This is a genomic window from Paenibacillus sp. S25 (genome assembly GCF_019454085.1).
GTDB lineage: Bacteria > Bacillota > Bacilli > Paenibacillales > Paenibacillaceae > Paenibacillus > Paenibacillus polymyxa_B.
The window spans coordinates 2,940,366-2,962,394 of sequence record NZ_CP073683.1 but is presented as its reverse complement, the minus strand read 5'-3'; the positions used below and the strand labels follow the sequence as shown (position 1 = coordinate 2,962,394).

Genomic DNA, 22,029 nt, shown 5'->3' with positions numbered 1-22,029 from the left:
TGTCAAGAGGGATCTTGAAATGCAAACACCAATTTTTTGACTTTTATTGGTCATCATTGAGGGGTTTGTATATTGGACTTATCCATATCAAATCGATTCCAAGATCTTGAATATAATCAAGTTTTGAAATAATTCCCTCTATATCACCAATGCCATCCCCATTGGAGTCCATAAAGCTTCTCGGATAAATTTGATAAGCCACAGCTTTTTCCACCATGTCTTTTTCATATTGCTTGATCCTTCTTCCCTTATTCTAAAAATTTATAAATATTTTTCAACCATTTAAGATTAGAAATTTATTGATCATATACTTTTGTACGATATTCATTTTCATTTATTGAGTATATCGATAAGGTACATCCTCGCTTCATAAGGACGCATTTCTACTTCAGACATGTTATTTGGATAATTAGATATTAGCAGCTGTTTAGTCTCTGCCAGCTCTTTCTGAAGTGGGAGATGGGTTGTGTATTTTTGAAAATTACATACTACAAGTATTTGGGTTCCTTTCAGCGTTCGAGTGTATGCGAACAAATCTTTATTCTCGGGATACATCAGCTCATAATCCCCATATATAATCACTTCATGATCTTTCCTTAATCGGATTAGTTTCCGATAATAATGGAATATGGATTCAGGGTTATTTAAACTTTCTTGTGCATGGATATCCTTATAATTCGGGTTTACTTTAATCCAAGGATTCCCTAATGTAAAACCAGCGTTGTCGGAAGCGTCCCACTGCATTGGTGTTCGAGCGTTATCACGCCCCTTTGCAAAGACTGACTCCATAACTTTATCTTCAGGGTATCCTTTCTCAATTCTATCTTTGTAGAAATTTAGTAACTCAATATCCCGATAGTCTTCAATTGGATATTGAACATTCGTCATTCCTAATTCTTCCCCCTGATAAATGTATGGTGTGCCTCGCATGCCATGAAGAAGGGTTGCCAACATTTTAGCCGATTCTATCCTGTATTCTCCGTCATCTCCCCAACGAGAAACGATTCGGGGTAAGTCGTGATTATTCCAAAACAAACTGTTCCAGGCATCCCCCTTCAGCTCTGTCTGCCATTTAGATAACACTTTTTTTAATTCTTGAAAATCTAGAGGCTTAAGATCCCACTTTCCTTTCCCCTCTTGTTCGTCCAAACTAATATGTTCAAATTGAAATACCATTGAAAACTCACTGCCGTCCGGGTTGCTATACAATTTGGCGATCTCTGGCGTAGCGCCCCATGTTTCTCCAACCGTCAGCAGGTCTCCAGCTTTTTGAAACGTCTCCTTGCTGAGTTCCCTAATATACTTATGCAGATTCGGCCCGTTGCTGGTAATTTTCAAATCTGGTTCTTTTCCGATTAAGTCAATTACATCAAGTCGAAAACCGCCTACACCCTTGCTTATCCACCAATTGATCATTTCGTAAATCTCTTGTCGGACTTTTGGGTTTTCCCAGTTGAGATCCGGCTGTTTTACAGAAAAAAGATGTAAATAATATTGTCCTATCTCGGGTACCCATTCCCAAGCTGAACCACCAAAAATGGAACCCAAATCGTTTGGTGGCATTCCTTCAACGCCATCTCTCCAGACATAATAGTCATGGTACGGATTTTCTTTGCTTTTTTTTGCTTCTTGAAACCATGGATGCTCATCGGAAGTATGGTTCAACACCAAATCCATTATGATCCGAATGTCACGTTCCCCAGCTTCATGAATTAACATCCCCATATCATCCAAAGACCCGAACATCGGATCAATATCCCGATAGTCCGAAATATCATAACCAAAATCATCCTGAGGGGATTTACAAACTGGTGATAGCCAAATTGCACCGACACCGAGTTGCTGCAAATAGTCTAGCCGGGAAACAATTCCTTTCAAATCACCGATTCCATCACCATTACTATCTTGAAAGCTCCGTGGATATATCTGGTATACAACGATTTCTTTCCACCAATTTTTATTTTCCATTGTTCATTACAACCTTTCCAATAAACGCATAGTGTTTTTATCTTAATCAAGTCACATCATACAATTACTCTTTTACCGATCCTACAACAATTCCAGTCACAAAATATTTTTGAAGCAGCGGATAAATCAGCAGCAACGGGATGACAGCGACTACGATTTTGGCCGCATTTAAATTTTTGTTTGAAATTTCAGTCAAGTTGCTGAGTTGTGCTGAGTTGGTGCCGGATTGAAGAAGTTCCGCAATGTTCACGTTAAGGGACTGAATATAAGTCATTAGCGGATAATTGCTGACTTGGGTCATATAGATCAAACCGCTGAAGAAATCATTCCACGTTCCCACGATACTGAATAGTGCTACCGTCGCCAGCGCAGGGATGGACACGGGAACATACACTTTGAACAGGACCTGGAGCGGATTTGCCCCATCGATGAATGCTGCTTCTTCTAGCGCCTTAGGTACAGCAGAGAAGAAGTTCATGACAAGGATGACGCTGAATATAGGGACCGCACCCGGCAGAACAAGCGACCAAATTGTATTAAGCATATCGAGGTTTTTGATCAGTAGATAACTCGGGATCATCCCGCCGCTGAACAGCATGGCAAAAATCATGACATTCATATAAATGTTTCTGCCTCTAAATTCCCTTTTCGACTTGGAGAGCGGGTATGCCATTAAAATAATAAGAATCATGTTGAGAATAAGTGTGAGCACAACACGTAGAACAGATATGCCAAAGGAACGCCAGAACTGAGCATCATCAATAATTTTCGTATACGCTGCTGTTGTAAAATTGACCGGTACGAGACCTACAGCATTAGCTGACACGGCCTCGCTGCTGCTGAATGAAATCGCAACGATATTCCATAACGGAAGAAGGCAGATCAATGCCAGCAATATGACGATGGCATTGATGACAAACCGGCCAATTCGATCTTTTAGGCTTACAGAATACGGCATAGGCTTTGCCTCCTTAGAATATTTTTCGGTCGGTGTATTTCTTGGCCAAATGGTTGGCGGACAATAGCAAAACAATACCGATCACTGACTTGAACAGGCCAACAGCCGTACCGAAGCTATACTGTCGCCCAACGAGTCCAATCCGATATACATAAGTATCCAGAATATCTCCCGACTCATAGACAACCGGATTATACAGATTATAAATTTGATCGAAGCCGGCACTCAAAATATTGGTTAGACTCATCACTCCCATGAGCAGGATAATAGGCAGCATACCTGGCAATGTAATATGCCATACTTTTCTCCACCAGCTGGCTCCATCCATTCCTGCCGCTTCATACAGACCCGGATCAATCGAAGTAATTGCAGCCAAATAGACGATGGAACTGTAACCGAACTCCTTCCACACGTCTGTCCCAATAATCAGCGGCTGGAACCAGGTGTTGCTGCCGAGAAAATTAATATTCTCCAGACCGAAAAAAAACAAAATTTGATTCACAATTCCATCCAAACTGAACATGTTAACAACCACGGATGCTAGAACTACCCAGGATAGAAAGTGTGGCAGATAAACAATTGTCTGTACGGATTTTTTAACAAATTTGATGCGGATCTCATTTAACAAGATGGAAAAAATGATAGCCATCATTGTTCCCAATAGAATCTTGGCAATGGCAATCACCAACGTATTACTAAAAACCTGTGCGATGTCCGGCAGCTTAAACATATAAATAAAATGCTTCAGCCCTACAAATTTGGAGCCAAACATCCCCTTGGCTGGTATATAATCCTGAAACGCCGTAATGACACCGACCATCGGAACATAGCTGAATACCAGTAAAAATAAAATCCCCGGAAGCATCATCAAATGATACATGGCACCCGTGCCCAACCGACCTTTTGCTCTCTCATTTCCCTGTTTCATGGATGGACCCCTTTCCTGAAGAAAGACTGCTTATCGCAGCCCTTCTAGCAGTTCATGATTGTTTATTTTTCGGATGCAGCCTCGTCTTCAATTTCCTGAATTACCTGGTCACCACCTTGTTTCTTCCAATTGCTAACGAAAGTATCGAAGTAATCCAGAGATTCTGCACCAGTCACGATTTTGATAAAAGATTCCTGCTCCATCTTGGTCAGATTAGCCCATGTCTGTTTCATGCTTGGTGTAGTGCCAGAGAAAGCGGGTGTCATCCAAACGAATTTGTTTTCCCGTGTCAGTTTGTCGATGAGTCCCACTCCGTTGATACGCGAGTGATATTTCGCCCAGGCTGTTACGTTATCCGTATCCATATCGCTCAAGTAGGTTTGAATACTTTTAATATTGTTCTTTGATTCTGTCGTCCGGACCTGATCCAAACTAATCTCTCCTTTAATCCCACGAACAATGTCAGAGTAATCATCCAGCAGCGAGGTAGCCGAGTTGACTTCAATATTAAAAGGTCTGGTAGAACCGTCTACGCCGTTCTCTTGATACTTGGCGGCTTCTGGCATAGATGTTTCCACATTTTTATCATTTGCCAATTTATCGTAGAAAAGGTTTACTATTTTAACGGCGAGTTCCGGGTGTTCATATCCTTTTCTCACAACGATAAACTGATTGGCTGGATTGGCGTGTGCCACGTTTACCTTTCCGTCTGCATCCTCCAAAGTGTAAGCCGTGAATTTCGCATTCTTATCCATCTGCTTCACGCTGCTCAGACCCCAGTCAGGAATATGCCATGGTCCAAAAGCAATACCGCTTTGGCCGTTGGTGTACAGTGCCGTAATATCATCAAATGTGCGTGTTCCAAATTGCGGGTCGATGAGGCCTCTCTTGAACCAATCTGCCATGATGCCTAACATCTGCTTGGTTTCCTTAGTTGTCGAGCCATAAACAATGCTGCCGTCCTTCCCCTTCAACCAGTATTGAGGGAATGCACCCTTGGTGGAGGCAACTCCCAGCATGGTATAGGCAGAACCATTATAGTCACTTGTATTCAGGGTGTTCACAAAGGGAATACCTACCGGTTTCCCAGATTGGCCAGGATCTCTTTTCAAGAATTCCTCGGCCGTTTTCTCCACATCATCCAGTTTGATGGCCCCGTCTCCGTCTGCGTCAAGTTGGATTCCCAGTAGATCCAGCCAATCCTGACGAACCCAGACCATGGTTGGCGCGGAATCTAGGGAAGTAGCTGGAAGTCCCATTAAACGTCCATCTATCGTCGCACTGTCCAATGCACGGCCCTCATAAGAGTCGTAAATGTTCTTGATGTTATCTGTGGCATATTGTTTATAAATTTCCGTCATATCTTCAATCAGATCATTATCAACCAGTTCTTTGAGTTCATCCTTGGAATCAACACGCATCATGTCAGGCAGTTCTCCAGAGGCGATGGCGAGAGAAACCTGACGGCTGTAATCTTCTCCGTTGGCTTCAAATTGGTCTTTAATCTTAGCGTTAAACTTTTCTTTGACCAGCCGAGTATACGCGTTGTTCTCATACGTATCTCCAGCCGGCAGTTTCGGGTTGGCTGTAGTCACACGACCCATCGTTACGGTTATTTCGTCTTTATAGGCACTGAATGGGTCTCCCGGTGTTGCCTCATACTTGCCCGCTTCCTCTGCAGTGGGAGGGTTGGAGGAGCCCCCACAGGCTGCAAGGGTTGAAATCACCAGGGCAGACATCGACAGCGCAGCCAGACGTCTCGTCAACAATTTGCTTTTTATGAACCATTTAGTTCTCATCACATTCGATTCCCCTTCGTTCTGAATATTTCTCTATCATTGTTGTTTGCGCTTTCATTATAAAGCTCGGAGAAGACAAATCGAGATAGGGATTGAACGTCTGTTTGGATAGAGAAATGTATGCGGTTTCATTCGGGATCAAAAAGCCAGAGTTGGCTTGTAAGCATTTATCCTACCTACCGACATACATTTGTCTATCCTTACTTACTAATCAAAGTGAAGAACAAAAAAACCGGCAGCTCCTGAAACAGGAATCGTCGGCTTGATTAATGGAATTATAAAAGTGTCTTATAGAATTTATCGTATCACATTCATGATGGTCTTCAGCGATGATTATGGAGTGCAGTCACCTCCACAGTCACTTGATCGCCCCCTTGTTCCTTCCATTCCTCGACGAATTGATCAAATGAATCGATCGGTTCAGCGCCTAAAATAATTTTTAAAAATGTATCATGTTCCAGTTTTGATAGTTCACCCCAAGCCTTCTCCATCGTTGGAGTTCGTATATAGGTAAGGCTTCGAACTTTATGGATGTTTGGATCGAAAAAATTTCTTCCGCCTACTAGAAGCGAATAACCCCGCATAAAGCTATCGCTGTGTTCATTCCAATAGGAAATACCATATTGATCATAAGGCTTCAATTTGGTTTGTTTTATTGTCGAAACCAAATTTTCCAGCAATTTGTATTCAGACTTGTCCTTGAAATCGGCGGGTGTTTTGGTTCCCATCAGAATATCCTGCGCGGCCTTTGATTCAAATCGTGCTTCATCTGCCGGAGCTAAGAAATTGCGGCCCAGCATAAAACGCGTACCGTACTTGAACTCATCACGAAGGTACAGATTGTTAATTTTAATGATCGCTTCGGGATGAGCATATCCTTTTCGTACCACCAAGAATGAACTTGACGGATTATCCACCTTTACATGGTATGCACCGTTTGCATCCAGTGGGAGTGCGTATGCTTGCCAGTTCGCCTCCGGCTCGTTCTGCCAAGCGCTCGGAAGGGGCCAGTACCCAGCATAGAAACCTTGAAAGAACATCCCCGCCTGACCGTTAATAACTGTTTCTTCCGCTTCTTTGCGGAGACCCAGTTCTGGATCGAGAAGGCCTTTGGCGTACATTTCACGCAGTTTGACCAAGGCGTCCTTCGTTTCCGGTAGAACCGAACCGTATACAGGTTTTCCATCTTTGCTCAGCCAATATCCCGGAAAAGATCCATATGCTGCGAAGATTGGCGTTAGATCAAAAGAAAAAGCACTGTTGTTGAAATCGTTATACAGTCCAGTGCTTGAAGCAAGGCCAATCGTATCCCGCTTACTGTTTCCATCTGGGTTATTCTCCACAAAGGCCTTGGCGATAGCTTCTAGATCATCTACCGTTTTCGGCGGCTTCAGTCCAAGACGGTCCAGCCAATCCTGTCGAATCCAGAGCATGCTGTAGTCTTCCGCGGTCACAGAAGGAACAGCCATTATCTTGCCAGCGAAGGTCACTTGTTCCATAGCCAATCCGTTTGTGCTATCAATAATTTTTTTTATTTCCGGTGATGCGCTGCTATTGTATGCCTCGGTTAGATCTTCAATTTCTCCAGCCTTGATCATCTCGTTCAGCTGCAGCTGATTTACAATCATGGCATCCGGCAGATCATTGCTGGCGATAGCCAGGTCGATTTTCTGACTCAGATTTTCCTTCGATACCTGCCATAATACCTGGACATCAATGTTAAGGTTTTGTTTAATCACCGTTTTCCATATATTCTTCTCAAGTGTTTCTCCTCCAGAGAGATCCGCGCCTGTTGGGTCTACCGCATATCCCAGTCGGATGGAAACGGGATGTTCATATTTCCCAAATGGATCGGTAGCGGCAGTGTCCGAGATTGTTTTCGTTGGTCCCATTGGCGATTCCCGGAAGTATGGTTTGCTGAAATATACGGTCACTGCAATTAAGCTGACGACAAGAACACATGCAGCCATCTTCTTAATCATCGCTTTCCCCTCTTTCGCCCGGTTTATTGGTCATCTGGGAGAGTACGCTATTTATCCCCTCTGCCGAGGTGTCGATATTCGCTTGGCAGCAGACCTGTCAATTCGCGAAAAATTCGGCTGAAATATTTTTCATCCGTATAACCCACTCGCTCCGCAATCCAGAAAATCGTGTTGTTTGTATTGAATAAATACTCTTTAGACTTCTCTATTCTTATAAATCGGGAGTACTCATTAAAGGTTTTCCCCATCAGATCCTTGAAGCATTGACTGAAATAGCTTCGGCTGATGTTCAGTTGCTGGGACAGACCTGAAGCTGTAAAAGCTTGGTCCAAATCATTGTGCATGATCATAATCGCTTTTTTCACGGCGTCTACAATTTCCTGTGAATACGAAGTCTGTTCATCTGACTTACGAATGCCCTCAGAGGTCTGCTTGATCCACTCTTCTACCTCGTACCAGGATTGAAAAGAATGGATCATTGAGATTCTACCCAGCGTAGTCTGGGCAAAAAGGTGATTCCATTCCATAACTATAGAGTATAGCAATCCCATCAGCTGGCCTTTATGCAGTCTTAGTGATTTGAGCTGTTCAATCAGTTGGTTGTAGTAACTATCGTTGTGGGTCCATGGTGATAGGAACCAACTTTGCTTAATACGATCCATGTCTTCATCCTTCGGTTCTATTGGAAAAGAGTTCTCCACATCCATTGAAACGGCAATGACAGGATCATAAGGGTTGTATGCATAGAATAAGGACGTTTCTGTATAATTCATAATCCAGTTTTGGATTTGCGACCATGTTCGGTCTTGTACATCGGATATAACCAGCAAGGCGCCTTGGGGAACTTGATCCAGGGATTCCTTCAGTTTATGGAACAGCTGATCCTCTACGTCCATGGGTGCCGTCCACATCCAACAGTTCCGTTCAACCTCCCATCGGATCTCGTCTACATTGGATGTCAGTTCAATCGGCCAGCTCTGCCCTGACTTGCGATCCAGTGAAACAAGTGCATACACATGGCGATAATGGGCATTGGTCTCACTTAGCAGAGGCAGCTTTCGTCTTGTATTCGCCAGCTCGTCAATCCGAGCATGTATTCGATGCAGCACGTGTTCGAATTGCTCCTTCTCGAGCTGAACTTTGGCTATATAGTCGATGGCTCCAAGTCTGAGCGCTTCCTGGATATAATCGAAATCTTGATGCAGTGTTAATACGACAATATGTAGTTCTGGATAGAGCTGCCTTGCAGCTCGCATCAGTTCAATACCTGACATCACCGGCATCGCGAGATCCGTCAACATCAGATCGACCGGTTGGGCTTTCAGAAAATCCAGTGCTTTCAACCCGTTACTTGCTTCTCCTACAACCTCCATATTGAACTCGTTCCACGGCATCGCAGAGCTTATTCCTTTTCGTACTAATTTATCGTCATCCACTATTAATACCTTAATCATCCTCAGACATCTTCTCCTTTGATAGGAAGTATGAGCAGTATACTTGTCCCTGTACCCAATTCACTTTCGATCACCAGTTGTGCTTGATCTCCGTACTGTGCACTCAACATGCGGTGGACATAATTGAGTCCAATGCCCATCCCTACTTTTTTATGTTCAGTTATACGATTATTCAGAAGTCTTTGAATCGCTTCCTCGGTCATGCCTGCTCCATTATCCTGTATTAAAATATTCAGCGTTTTGGCAAGTGTAACTTCAATTTGAATAAAACCTTCGTCACTCAGTCCATGATAAAGTGAATTTTCAACCAACGGTTGCAAAATAAAACGAGGCACAGGTATTTGAAGCACTTGATCATCCGCTGAAATACGCACGTCAAATTCAAAGTCATATCGAATTTGCTGCAGGATTAGGTACTGTCTTAGCGCATCAATTTCCTCTTCCATCGTGGATACTTGCCCTAATTTACCCAAATTGTAATACAACAGCTTGTTTAAGGATTGCACCAACTTGTCAATCTCCACTTGTCCGTTCATGACGGCCAGCCAGTGCACAGTATCCAGCGTATTCATCAGAAAGTGAGGATTGATCTGATATAACAATTTTTCCACTTCCAAATCTGCACGAATCTTCTCTTTCTGCTGCACTTCCTTGAACAGGTCGCCGATTTGATGCTGCATATTTGAGAATTCCCCCAACAGAAAATCAAATTCGGGAATTTGAGTGCGGGTCTGGCTTCCTGCCTTTTGTGGATTCTGAGACATTCCGTTAATTTCCGAATGGAACAGACCTAGTGGTTTGTAAACCATCTTCCACAGAAGCCAAGCCAGAAATACGGTAAAGCCGAGAAAAAATAAAGCGACCAGTAATATTTGAAGCAACCACTGGTTTTTCTCTTGTTGATACTTAGCCTGCGAAATTACCGATATGACGCTCCAGTTCTGACTGGAGTCCTCCTTAAACCAATGGTAATCACGGGATATTCCATCTTTTGCAGCACCTTTCGATATGCTGGAGAAATTCTCTCCGACCTTCATCGCTTCTGGAATTTCACTGTAAACAATGTTGCCCTCACCATTCAGGATTAAATGCGACAAAGCTCCTTTGTATTGATTGTAACCCAGTATATCCTGTGTAAGACGAAAGCCGGATTCGACGTAAATATATACATCGTCCCTTTGAGGCAGCTGTACCTTTCGCATAGCAGATAAAACAAGCTGATCATCAAATCGGTTCATACTCATATGGGGACCATAGTACGCAATGCCATATGATTTGGAAAGCACAGGCAAAGACTCGGGAGAAAAACGATCTTTGATGGGAAAGTTAGCGAACTGTGTAGTGCCTTCTTTCTGGAAATAGTATAAGGTCAGACCTATATTCGGATTAGTAAACGTTACGACATTTAACTCATTCTTTAATTCATCTCTAGCCTCAATCAATTCAAATATATTGGAAGAAGGCTTTAAGACTTCATCCAGTTTTTCCCCTAATGTACCACTATATGATAATTGCTGAGTAACATGATTCAGGTTGGTAATTGAATTTTCCAGTGATGAAGTTACCTGCTGTAGATTGCTCTTAATTCCATCATTGATTTTATTCGCAAAAATGGAATCAATAGTATAGTAAGAAATTGCAAATATACTGATAAAGGGAATAAACGCGCTGAGAAAAAACAATAAAAAGATTCTTTTTTTAAGTGTCATTCCGCCCCATTCTCCTTAGGTAAATGAAATAGCAAGCCCCTGGTAATGGTGGAGCTTGCTGTTTATGAACAACAGCTCTATCGATTATCGTATTCCTCATAGGCAGCGACATATTTGAAAATTGGCGACATCTAATCCGATTCAGATTGAAAAAATCAGGATACTTCCATCTCGGTGAGGTCCAATTCTGTTCATAATTATAGATTGATATTCAGATATGTCAAACGCTTTCATGAAGTTCATAGAACTTGTTCTCCCTTCCTCTTTGCATATTCAACTTGCCGTTTTTAATTGCTTATGGTAGTTAAATTTTCTACATGTAAAAAAGGCTCACTCCGTCTTCAACAAGCGGAATAAGCCTTCTAAGCTTTCAATAACATTTTCTACTCCTAATTCATACAAATATTGTTGTTGATCAGGATTGGATGCCAAAGCAACAAATATTTCTCTCCTTCACTCAGCGCTTGTAGAAATTGTTCTCCGGCCAGATTGGGAGCAAACACCAATAACGCGGCCTGACGACTCATATTTTTCCTTCTTTCTGAGGTTTAGCTGTAAACCTCTTGTCCCAGCACCCGATTTACAGCCTTGATAAAGGCAAGATAACCACCATCGGAATCGTTACGATGAGGAAGAGCCCAAAGCATTGTCTCTTCAACCTGGTTATCGTCTAACTCATAGCTGTTTGTCAGGATTTCTCTGATCTCATCGACGGGTGTACCGAGAGCAAACTTTTGAGCTGCTTTATAGATATCATAGTTCTCATAGAGATCCTTCCGTGTCACCTTCTGCAAATCGATAAAATCATATATTTTTTTAACGGAATACAGCACCGCCAGCACAATTGAGATCAGACCCGCAATTGTTAAAATTTCATTCATTCCCCATACCTCTTTCCCTATCACTCAGTTGACAGCTTAGCCGATGAAACAGACGAACAAGGTAGTGCCCATCTCACATGCCAAACCTCCTTATCCTCATTACTTCCGAGTTCAGCGTAACATTTTCACCATTAGTTTAGGATTAGGGTTTTCATATAGGTATAAAGATCATCTTAAGATTTAGATGGCAGATGAAAAATAAAGAGACCATGCTTCATAAGAGCATGATCTCTAATTACATTATGGTATTGTTACCTAGCCATCATCTCCAACCTGAAGCATACGGTAACCAACTCCGATATGTGTTTGAATAAACTTTGTTTGTGATGATGTTTTTTCTATTTTTTTTCTCAGCGTTGCCATAAACACACGCAGGGCAGGAATGTCATAGCTGTGGTTGCCCCAGATTTCATGCAGGATAAAATTATGGGTCAGTACTTTGCCTACATGCTTTGCCAGCAGGCAAAGCAGTTTATATTCGCTGGGGGTCAGGTGAATTTCTTCTTCACCGATCCATACGCATCCTGCTGCATAATCAATTTTCAAATTTCCATTAATAAAGCTGGAAGCATCCTTCAGGAGCTTATCACTGTCATTTCGAATTCTTCGTAAACTGACTCGAAGTCTGGCCAGCAGTTCTTCTACACTGAAGGGCTTTGTTAGATAATCGTCCGCTCCGGCATCCAGCGCATCTATTTTATCCCGATCTTCGCTGCGTGCGCTGACCACAATAATAGGCATATTCGACCATGCACGAAGCTTTTTAATGATATCTACACCGTCCATATCCGGCAGCCCCAAATCCAGAATCATTAGATCCGGCTGCTTGGATACTGCTTCTAAAATCGATGCTTCGCCTGTTTTAGCTGTATGATATTTATAACCCTGTGTCTCCAGCGTTGTCGTAATCAGCTTGCGGATGGGTTTATCGTCCTCGACAACAAGAATAAAAGGTTTATTCATGAACATTCACTTCCTCAGCTTGCAGGGTAAAATAAAAAACCGTCCCTTTAGGGACATTGTCCTTAACACCAATAGTACCGCCATGAGCATTCACAATTGATTTGCACAGAGAAAGTCCCAGTCCTAATCCACGACGTCCGTCCCCATGAATGTTGTCTGCCGTATAAAACATCTCAAACAGTCTGACCTTGATGTCTTCTGAAGAAATACCAGGGCCATCATCTGAGATTTCTACAACGACTATATGTCTCTCGCGTCTTGCGGAAATCGTGATGTGAGAGCCATCTTGGGTATACCTGATTGCGTTATCAACTATATTGATCAATACCTGAACAATAAGTCGGGAGTCCATTCGAGCCATCATTAATTCATCATCCAATTCCGTCTGAATGACATGCTTCACACTGTTGCGATTCACATGAAGCAGAGCCTCCGAAATGACTTCCTCCATTAATTCTGCCTGAAAATTCAGATTTAGAGTACCACCTTCGATTCGACTAATGGACAGCAAATTTTCTACCAAATTGATTAACCACATGGAATCGTCATATATATCCATATATAGACCTTTTATCTGTTCCTCGTTTAGTACCTCTGAGTTTCCAAGAAGGATTCCCGCATTGCCTGAGATACTGGTAAGAGGGGTGCGCAAATCATGAGAAATGGACCGAAGCAGATCGGCACGGAGTTGCTCCTGCTGGATTTGCATGGAGATTTCTTTTTGTTTTTCGTTCAGCTTTTCTTTTTCTAGCGCTAGCGCGCACTCTTCCAACATGGCAATCATCAGGCTTTTTTCAAAGACTTCTAAAGGTTCTTCCTGATCCATAACAATAGCTACCACCGCAAGAACCTTATCTCCCCCACGCACCGCATGATATAGGCAATTAGCGCCAAAAAAAGTATCCGTGGTAGCTCCTGCACGCTTGTTGTTCTTATACACCCATTCTGCAATTGCACGTTCGTTGCCTCCTGTGTAGACCCCTGGATCAACTGCAGATTCTTTCTTTGGAAAAATCTGCGGCGCCGACAGTTCCCCTTGGTCAACTGAATAAAAAATGACCATTCTGTCCAACAACTTTACCATTTGCTGCGCCATTTCATTAATAATAGCCGAAGAGTCTTTTGCCTGTTGCAGTTTCCGGCTTGTTTCCAGAAGTACCTCGGTACGGTAAGCTTTTTGTGCGGATTGACGAGCCTGCTCTCTTACTCGCATAGTCAGTGTACTCGTCATGAAAGAAGCAGCCAGCATAACCAGAAAGGTGACCGGATAACCTGAATCGTAAGCCTGCAGAGAATAATAAGGCTCAGTAAAGAAATAATTAAACACAAGTACACTCATAACGGAAGAAATGGCGCTATACATTCTGCCCTGGGTCATAATTGCATTTAACAAAACCCCCAGAATATACACCGTGATAATGTTGGCTTCTCGAAATTCCAAATGTTTAAACCACAAGCCAATGATAGTGCACACAGCCAAGATAGCAATGGTCTTGATAGTATCAGCCAACGACAGCTTTGGGTATTTTGCGTAAAAAGGCAATCTTTTATAGAAGGAAGACTGAGTATAGGGGATAATATAGATTTCAATATTAGGAAGTAAGGCCGTTAGTTTATCCATTACATTGGATTTTGCAAGTCCTCTCCTCTTATAAGGGGAGCGTCCTAGGACAATTTTCGATACACAGCTTGTTTTGACATATTCGGCAATCTGTCCTGGAATATCGTCTCCATACATCGTTGCGATTTGTGCACCCATTTGCTCAGCCAGCCTAAGGTTTTCCCTTAACTCCGCTTTATTTTTTGGTGTCAATTCTCTCGCTTCCGGTGTTTCTACAAATAACGCGGTGAAATGACCATGAAAAGCTGCCGCCATTCTTGCTGCTGTTCGAATTACTTTCTTATTGGAAGCAGCCGAAGACAGACAGACCAGAATATGTTCTTTTGTATCAAATTCATTTATTTTCGCCTGCTCACTGATTTGCTCCGCGATTCGGTTTAACTGACTTGCTGTATTGCGCAAAGCAATTTCACGTAGAGCCGTCAGCTTCTCCTTGGTAAATAAATGAGCCTGTTTATTCTCCTCCTCACTATAAATCTTCCCCCTATTCAAACGTTCTATCAAATCATCCGGTTCAATATCAACTAATTCCACTTGATTAGCACTGTCAAATACACTGTCCGGTATGTGTTCGTCAACGGAAATGCCAGTAATGGAGTAGACAATATCCGTTAGGCTTTCGATCTGTTGAACATTCATCGTCGTATATACATGAATTCCTGCGCGAAGAAGTTCCTCTACATCCTGATATCTTTTTTTATGGCGGCATCCTGCCGCGTTGGTATGGGCCAAATCGTCCAATAAAATAAGGTCAGGACTTCTTTGGAGCGCTTGGTCCAGATCAAATTCCTTAGTAGAGGATTCTTTATTTGAAATTTTGATGTAAGGAAGAAGTTCAAGTCCTTCCAACAACGCCGTAGTGTATGGCCGGGCATAATGTTCAATATATCCAACTACGATATCAATACCCGCTTTTTGCTCTTCATGGGCGTCGCTAAGCATCGTATAGGTCTTCCCAACACCTGGTGCATATCCAACAAAAATTTTCAGTCTTCCTCTTCTTTTCCTTACCGGCAAGTCAGTAATTCGATCAAGTATGGACCCGGCATCGTTCTGTTTTGCTGCCATCCTGTGCCCACTCTCTGTTATATTCTCTGTCAATCCTTAGTATATCATGAGCAAAATTATTACCGTATTACGAATTTGCCTATAGCATTAAGATTGTATTAAGATCCGCTCTTATGTAATATCATCCTTAAAGAAGACTCAAAATCCTGATTCTGTCCTATCTTTCTCAGTGGAAGGATAGCAGTACAAAATAATAAAAAAACTTTCTCAAGCTGGTTAAGTACGAATTTCAAATGGTTTTCTGTTTTTTTGAAAATACAGTCAATTTTTCCTGTTTTCAAAAAATTCAAGGTTGCACGTTGCTGCAATCCAGCTACAGCGTATTAAAGGTTGCGGGTTTCTTCCTTATTATTAAAGAGCATGTTATCCAGAATATGCTCTTTTACTGCGTTTCGATGAGTGACCCTGTAGCCCTCCAGATACGATTGCATGGTGCTCAGGACATCTTGTTTGAAATCGCGTTTGAGTCCTTCCATCCCTTGTTTTTCAATGATATCTACCACTTCGGGGGACAGGGTCGCATTTAATTTGCACCCGGTAATGATTGACGCCTCGGCCTGTAACACATCCATCACTTCAGTTTCGGTTAGCGCGTTATGCTCGCAAATGAGCGTGGTCATACGCCTCATCTGGACGTAAAGATTCATTTTCAACATAAGCATGGTCTCCGCGTCCACGTTTTTCTCCAGAACGATTGTACGCATGGCTTCTAATCGAATATACAGTGAGTTATGCTCGACAAGCTTCGAAAGTTCGGTTAACAAGAGATGTTTAAAATCATCGAAATCCCGGATGCGGCTTTCTACAATTATTTCAATGAGCCGGTTCAGCCTTTTCTCATATTCACGGCATAGAAGATTGAAAAACAAGAATTCTTTCGTTTTAAAATATACATATAAAATGCCTTTGGACATTTTCATTTTCTTCGCAATATCAGACATTTTAATCTGTTCATAGTCTGAAGAATGAAACATTTCCGCTGCCTGGTCCAAAATCGCTTGAGCCTTCAAAGCTTTGGCTTCATCTGTCATAGCACGTTTAGACATCTTCTCCCTCCATTTCAAATTGACATTTTCACATTGATTTGGAGTCAATGATGTATGTTTAACGCTCTGTCAACTCGTTGCGTGTCACAAGGTTCATTTTTGTCCGCGTATTCTTAAGGGGATTTCCTCAGACTCCAATACTTCGACAGCCGGTCCACTTTCGCGTGCTATGATGATCATGGCTTTTGCCACATCCTCCGTTTTAATCGCTTTAATTCTGGAGAAAGGCCCGATCATTAGGGGGTCGAGAACCCGGAATATATAATTGGTTGCCCGATCTCCAAAACTCTCATCTTCACGATCTCCTATCAAGAGAGAGGGCCGCAAGAAAACGAGGCGCGGCAGCCCGAGAGCTAGCATATCGCGTTCTGCTTCTCCTTTTACTCGTGTGTAGAACATAAGAGACCGTACAGAAGACCACATGGCTGTCACAACGATATAGCTGGCTGCTCCATGACGAAGCGCTGCTCTGCCCAGTGCTACTGGATAATCATGGTCTACCCGGCGGAACGCTTCTTTGCTCCCGGCTTGCCCCATGGTTGTGCCCAATGTGCAGAAGATATCTGCGTCTTTCACCAATGCGCCATCCAATTGTTCCTCCAGTTGATCAAAGGACACCTGTCTCTGCACCAGTTTGGGATGGGATATGCCCATATCCCGACGAACAAGAACGATGACGCGATCATAAGCTGGATGCTCCAGCAGAAGTTTGACAAGTTGCTTTCCCATCATGCCTGTAGCACCAGCCACAATGGCAGTGACTGCCTCTTTTCGGATTGCCATCTGTGTTCCTCCTTCCTACTACATGCGAGAATTTCCTCTCCAACAAGTAGTAAATTTCATTTTTTTCGATTTAGCTCATACGTTTGAAGTATATTTACTATGGTTTAGCTGAATCGAGTGATGATCCGATCAAAGATGCGATCTCCAAACACGGTTTTGATGAATACCATCGGTTTGGCTGCAAATCCAATGAGATACCGCGTTTTAGGCCGTTTTACCGTTACAGCTTTGCCAATGCAGCGGGCAATGACTACAGGTTTGGTCAGGTTGCTGCCACTGTAGGTTTTTGTCATATTGTCTGCCGATTTGTTTGCCGTTTGCTCATACGCTCCATTAGCGGAAGCTCTACGGAGATTTTCGGCAGCGATTATGCCCCAATCGGTAGCGATTCCGCCCGGCTCCACCACGATCACGTCAATACCGAACGGCGCCACTTCAAGACGCAGGCAATCCGAGAAACCTTCCACCGCGAATTTTGTCGCATGATACCATGCTCCGAAGGAAGTCCACACTTTTCCGCCCATGGATGACACGTTTACGATTTTTCCGAAGCGATGTTTGCGCATACTTGGCAGCACCAGTTGGGTCATTCGTGCTAGGCCAAATACGTTAACTTCCACTTGGCGACGAGCCTCTTCCATAGGCACATCCTCAACGGCTCCATAGGAACCATACCCGGCGTTATTAACCAGAACGTCGATCCGTCCTTCTTTTCTCAGAATGTGATCTACACAATTGTTCATTGATTCCTCGTCAGTGACATCTAGAGCGATTGGGCATATCCCTTGCGTTGCCAGATCCTTCATCGTTTCTGTACGGCGAGCTGCCCCATAAACGATAAATCCTTTGTTTTTCAATTCAATAGCTGTCTCTTTCCCAATTCCTGCTGAAGCTCCAGTGACAAGTGCTACTTTTTTATCCATATTGTTGTCCTCCTTTTAATTAATGACCCCGGGTCAATCATAAGTGACCCAGGGTCATTTGTAAATAAGGAAATGGATTATTTATTTTAGGAAGTAACATCTACTCTGACGTTCAGGCTGGTGCCGTTAATTTTAGCGTAAACTTGGCCCTTCATTTCGAATTTGCTTGCTATCCCTTAAAAGTCCATACAACAAAAATAAGCCGCCAAAAGGCGACTCATGAAAAATGCGTGTGTCAAGAAATGCATCCTGGATCTGCATTTCGGACTATACAATTCGATGACCAACTCTTAAATATGATTGGCACTGAGCCACATAGTCCCTCTTTTTTATCTTTCGACCCGAAATCCTTCCAAATAACGCTCCATCGTTGTGATTACGTCGGTTTTGAAATCCCGTTTGAATCCGTCCAATCTTTTTTCCTCAATGCTGTTAGCTACTTCAGCAGGCATGCTAGATGATAGCTTGCACCCGATTATAATGGAAGCCTGCGCTTGGAAAACATCCATGACTTCGTTTTCTGTCAGTACACCATTCTCGCAGATTAGAGAGTTCATTTTCATCATCTGGAGGTAAAGATTTGTTTTTAGATTAAGCATCAATTCGGCATCCACATTTTTCTCCAGTATTACTGAACGTATAGCCTCTAAGCGAATATATAAAGGTTTATGGTCAACCAGTTCGATCAGCTCGGTCATAATTAGGCGTTTGAAATCATTGAAGTTGTGAATAGGTTGTTCGATTATTAGTTCAGTTAGCCGAATTAGCCTTATCTCGTACTCTCTACACAGTAGATTGAAAAATAAAGCTTCTTTAGTTTTAAAATAAACGAAAAGAATACCCTTTGACATTTGCATTTCTTTAGCGATGTCCGACATTTTAATGTGATTATATTCGGATTCTTCGAACATGCGAGCGGCCTGATCTAGAATGGCTTGCGCCTTTAACGCCTTCGCTTCATCTGTCATTGCACGTTTTGCCATAAAACTGCCCCCCAATTTTATTAATGTATCACCTTATAGAAATGGAGTCAAAACGTTCTATAACATGTTACGATGATCAAATGAATTACGTCAATTTGGGACAAGTACCTTAAAACAAAAAAAGCCGCTAAAATAGCGACTTTCAATAGAACTATGTTCTTGTCCCTCGATAAATGCTGATCTGAACCGCGAAGCTCGATATTGCATTCCAAAACGACCGAGTCGTAACCTTGCATTAGCAAGTACAAGCCGCTCCCCTAGAACTCCCGGCCAGGCTGTATTTTCTTTCTTGGAAGTCAACATCTCGTCGCCTGTGCTTTGGCGAAAGTATAGCTATTGTTCGTTTTCCCTATAGCACTGCTTGCTGTCACTTCCAGCGTATAGCGGGTACCTAGCAGATCGCCCGTACCTATCGTTAGTTTGTGGTCGGAAGTAAAAGACCGCCGTTAAGTCTGTAAGTACCACTGTCGGCATCGGTGTAATTGAGCGTGATCTCCTGACTATCCCCTTGGAATGCTCCTTCCGGTTTATTGATCGTAACCGTCGGTTTTGTCCCGTGGGGATTTTGCGAAGTAATCTGTCCTTCCTTGATCCATCTCTCGCCACTTACGGCATATCCAGGCATTTGCGATCCGGGTATCTGATTTCCGTTTGAGTTGAATATGACCTTCGCCTGCGTCCAGTCGGGGGCCCTATACACATACCAGCCGTTGCCTTCATCCTGCATGGCCACGCCCGGCCAAGCTGAACCTTCTCTGAGTGGAGTCACGGAATCATCGTAGTAGTAGATGTTCGGCGCTCCCCAGCCGGAAGGCTTGTAGAAATGAACGGTCATACCCGAGCTCGGTTCCTCCTTCGTATACCTGAACATCTTCTCTGTTTGACCGGACAAATTCGCGGCGACAAGTTTCAGAACAAACGTCGATCCGATTGGAGTCCCAGCGCCAATGCTGACCCTATCTCCCGAGCTGAACGGAGTCGCCGGTCCCCCGTTCAAAGTGTAGGTTGCCGAGTTTGCATTGGAATAGTTTATTCTCACGTTAACAGAATCTGTATAGAAAGAGCCTTCTCCGGGATCGACGGATATTGTCGGAGTTTGCTGCGCCGCGCTATACAGTACGGCGATCCTGCCTCCGTCCAGATGGCCGGTAATTCTGCCGTTCGACACCGTAAACGATCCACCGCCGTTGGCCTTGTTCTGGTAAACGCCGTCCTCCAGTCTGGTAGGAGAGTTGATTTGAGCATTGCCTCCAAGGTTCACAATCGTCATGCCTTTGGTTCCGCGTTCAACCTGCATAATTTGATTCCCTTGCGTCCTAATGTATTCGTCTTGACCTACCATGGCATTGTGGAACTTGTTAACGGCAACAATATCCGGGTCCTTCCAGAGCGTATTCCCCGCGTCGCCGAGCCGATTCGCAAATTTCCCACCTCCTGTCGGTCTGTTGAAGAACAGAGAGGTCGTCTCCGCCCGAGAGGCGATAATTACCCAGCCCATTTTGATCTGCCAATCGTTCAACCCCGTCGATTCGCTGTTGTCGTTTGCATAAGTGTCATGCGATTCCACCCAAGTAACTAATTTAGAAGGGCTTACATTATTAGCGTTAAAAGATTGGGCCGCATCAACATTGATGTCACCGTGATAACCAACAGCGCTTCTGACACTGTTCCCGTAGCTGGAGGCGCTCAAACTGAGGTAATTGGCATAGCCGGCAAAGTTGTCAGCTCCGCCTTGAAGTACTTCCCCGTAATTAAACAGTTTGTCTTTATTATTCAACGAGCCCAGTACCCGGGGCCAGAAATTGGAGCCCCCCGGATCGTTGGGCAGCTCAATATGCTTAGCGGCGTCGAATCTGAAGCCGTCGGCTCCCAAGGAAATGGCGTCATTCAGGAATCCGATAATGATATCTTGCAATTCTTGGTTAGACGTGTTGAGGTCGGGCAGACCAATTCCCCACTGTGTGACTTGCCAACGGTCATTCCAGTTTTCCACGCCTCTGGCCTCATGCCAGGAATAGCTGTTATTCTTGATCACCGGATCGACATTATGTGCCGGCTGATACTGCTGATTTCCACCGCCCGCATTCCCCGTATGATTGGCGACAACATCAACGATGATACTGATGCCGTATTTATCCGCTTCCTGGCAAAGCCGTCTGAAATCATCCCTGCTTCCCAATTGAGAGTTACCGATTTTAAAGTTGATGGGCTGGTACAAAATCCACCACTTGCTGCCTTCTGTCAACCCTTCCTTGCTGGCCTGGATTGGCGAAGTTTGCACCGCTTTAAATCCCGCCTGAGCCAATTCCGGAAGGTTCCTGGTGATGTTGTCAAAAGACCAGTTCCACGCATGAAAAATAAGACCATCCTTCGTCCTTTCCGGAAGTTCGTAGTTTGTGGCAGCTGTTAGCTTTGCGTCTGAACCGCCTAACTGCTGAACATCAGCATTCGCCTGTACTTCGGGATTAAAGCCAATCGTTTGCAATAACAATGCGACAAAGAGAACAATACTCCAGGTACGTCTCAAGATGGGGCTTGCCTTCCTCCTCATACTAAACTCTCCTTTTTGATTTTATTTTACAACCAACCTCTCTTGAGAGATTAGGAGTAAATAAAAGAGCGTAAAACAAAATGTATACGCTTTCAAAGAGGCAATCGTTTGCACACTATTGCACTCAGGGACATGATTTCATTTATCTAACAATTTGTCAATGATTATATTAAAGATAAATTTCTAACGGCCTTTTTCTCCCGTCATTATTAGTCACTGTGCCTTCAAGGCTTTTAGGACGTTGGCTTCAATTATGAATTGGCTTTCTTTGGTTTGAAATATGTCCCTAGCAATTGCATTGACTAGTAAAAGTATGGTTGATATAATCATAAAAGGAAAAAATCATTGGTGTAGAGCCTTGTGTGAATGGCTTTTCTTAAAGTTTCTTTTGTAAGCGCGTACAATGATTATT

Annotated in this window: 16 protein-coding genes and 1 pseudogene; all 17 read right to left on the bottom strand. The window is 43.3% G+C overall.

Going from position 1 to position 22,029, the window contains the following annotated elements; translation table 11 throughout:
* Window positions 1-49: 49 nt before the first annotated feature.
* Window positions 50-228: pseudogene (locus tag KAI37_RS12665) on the bottom strand (alpha-amylase family glycosyl hydrolase); the annotation flags it as partial.
* A gap of 102 nt (window positions 229-330) precedes the next feature.
* On the bottom strand, window positions 331-1,968 hold the full coding sequence (locus tag KAI37_RS12660) for a glycoside hydrolase family 13 protein (protein ID WP_220031409.1): 1,638 nt from the start codon (window positions 1,966-1,968) through the stop codon (window positions 331-333).
* Window positions 1,969-2,032: 64 nt separating this feature from the next.
* Window positions 2,033-2,926: a carbohydrate ABC transporter permease gene (locus KAI37_RS12655; protein ID WP_071640877.1), complete on the bottom strand. Its 894-nt coding sequence runs from the start codon at window positions 2,924-2,926 to the stop codon at window positions 2,033-2,035.
* Window positions 2,927-2,939: 13 nt separating this feature from the next.
* Window positions 2,940-3,854: an ABC transporter permease gene (locus tag KAI37_RS12650; RefSeq protein ID WP_220031408.1), complete on the bottom strand. Its 915-nt coding sequence runs from the start codon at window positions 3,852-3,854 to the stop codon at window positions 2,940-2,942.
* Between the two features lie 62 nt (window positions 3,855-3,916).
* The gene (locus KAI37_RS12645) at window positions 3,917-5,653 is read right to left on the bottom strand and encodes a type 2 periplasmic-binding domain-containing protein (protein WP_220031407.1); all 1,737 of its coding nucleotides are present in this window, start codon (window positions 5,651-5,653) and stop codon (window positions 3,917-3,919) included.
* Between the two features lie 323 nt (window positions 5,654-5,976).
* On the bottom strand, window positions 5,977-7,635 hold the full coding sequence (locus KAI37_RS12640) for an extracellular solute-binding protein (RefSeq protein ID WP_258383073.1): 1,659 nt from the start codon (window positions 7,633-7,635) through the stop codon (window positions 5,977-5,979).
* Between the two features lie 47 nt (window positions 7,636-7,682).
* The gene (locus KAI37_RS12635; protein WP_220031406.1) at window positions 7,683-9,089 is read right to left on the bottom strand and encodes a response regulator transcription factor; all 1,407 of its coding nucleotides are present in this window, start codon (window positions 9,087-9,089) and stop codon (window positions 7,683-7,685) included.
* A 2-nt stretch (window positions 9,090-9,091) separates the two neighbouring features.
* Window positions 9,092-10,798, bottom strand: coding sequence for a sensor histidine kinase (locus KAI37_RS12630; RefSeq protein WP_220031405.1), 1,707 nt, complete (start codon window positions 10,796-10,798; stop codon window positions 9,092-9,094).
* Window positions 10,799-11,187: 389 nt separating this feature from the next.
* The gene (locus tag KAI37_RS12625; protein ID WP_158659106.1) at window positions 11,188-11,325 is read right to left on the bottom strand and encodes a hypothetical protein; all 138 of its coding nucleotides are present in this window, start codon (window positions 11,323-11,325) and stop codon (window positions 11,188-11,190) included.
* A gap of 21 nt (window positions 11,326-11,346) precedes the next feature.
* Window positions 11,347-11,679 carry a hypothetical protein gene (locus tag KAI37_RS12620; RefSeq protein WP_071640870.1) on the bottom strand — a complete coding sequence of 111 codons (333 nt, stop codon included), beginning with the start codon at window positions 11,677-11,679 and terminating at the stop codon, window positions 11,347-11,349.
* Between the two features lie 255 nt (window positions 11,680-11,934).
* Window positions 11,935-12,642 carry a response regulator gene (locus KAI37_RS12615; protein WP_071640868.1) on the bottom strand — a complete coding sequence of 236 codons (708 nt, stop codon included), beginning with the start codon at window positions 12,640-12,642 and terminating at the stop codon, window positions 11,935-11,937.
* Window positions 12,635-15,331: a sensor histidine kinase gene (locus KAI37_RS12610; protein WP_220031404.1), complete on the bottom strand. Its 2,697-nt coding sequence runs from the start codon at window positions 15,329-15,331 to the stop codon at window positions 12,635-12,637. Before KAI37_RS12610 ends, KAI37_RS12615 begins: the two co-directional genes overlap by 8 nt.
* A 323-nt stretch (window positions 15,332-15,654) precedes the next feature.
* Complete coding sequence (locus KAI37_RS12605; RefSeq protein WP_220031403.1) at window positions 15,655-16,377, bottom strand: TetR/AcrR family transcriptional regulator; 723 nt, start codon at window positions 16,375-16,377, stop codon at window positions 15,655-15,657.
* 93 nt (window positions 16,378-16,470) lie between these two features.
* Entirely contained in the window at window positions 16,471-17,160 is a 690-nt protein-coding gene (locus KAI37_RS12600; RefSeq protein WP_220031402.1) for an SDR family oxidoreductase, read from the bottom strand.
* 104 nt (window positions 17,161-17,264) lie between these two features.
* The gene (locus KAI37_RS12595; RefSeq protein WP_220031401.1) at window positions 17,265-18,083 is read right to left on the bottom strand and encodes an oxidoreductase; all 819 of its coding nucleotides are present in this window, start codon (window positions 18,081-18,083) and stop codon (window positions 17,265-17,267) included.
* 329 nt (window positions 18,084-18,412) lie between these two features.
* On the bottom strand, window positions 18,413-19,066 hold the full coding sequence (locus KAI37_RS12590; protein WP_076293688.1) for a TetR/AcrR family transcriptional regulator: 654 nt from the start codon (window positions 19,064-19,066) through the stop codon (window positions 18,413-18,415).
* A 415-nt stretch (window positions 19,067-19,481) separates the two neighbouring features.
* Window positions 19,482-21,617, bottom strand: coding sequence for a starch-binding protein (locus KAI37_RS12585; RefSeq protein ID WP_220031400.1), 2,136 nt, complete (start codon window positions 21,615-21,617; stop codon window positions 19,482-19,484).
* Between the last annotated feature and the right edge of the window lie 412 nt (window positions 21,618-22,029).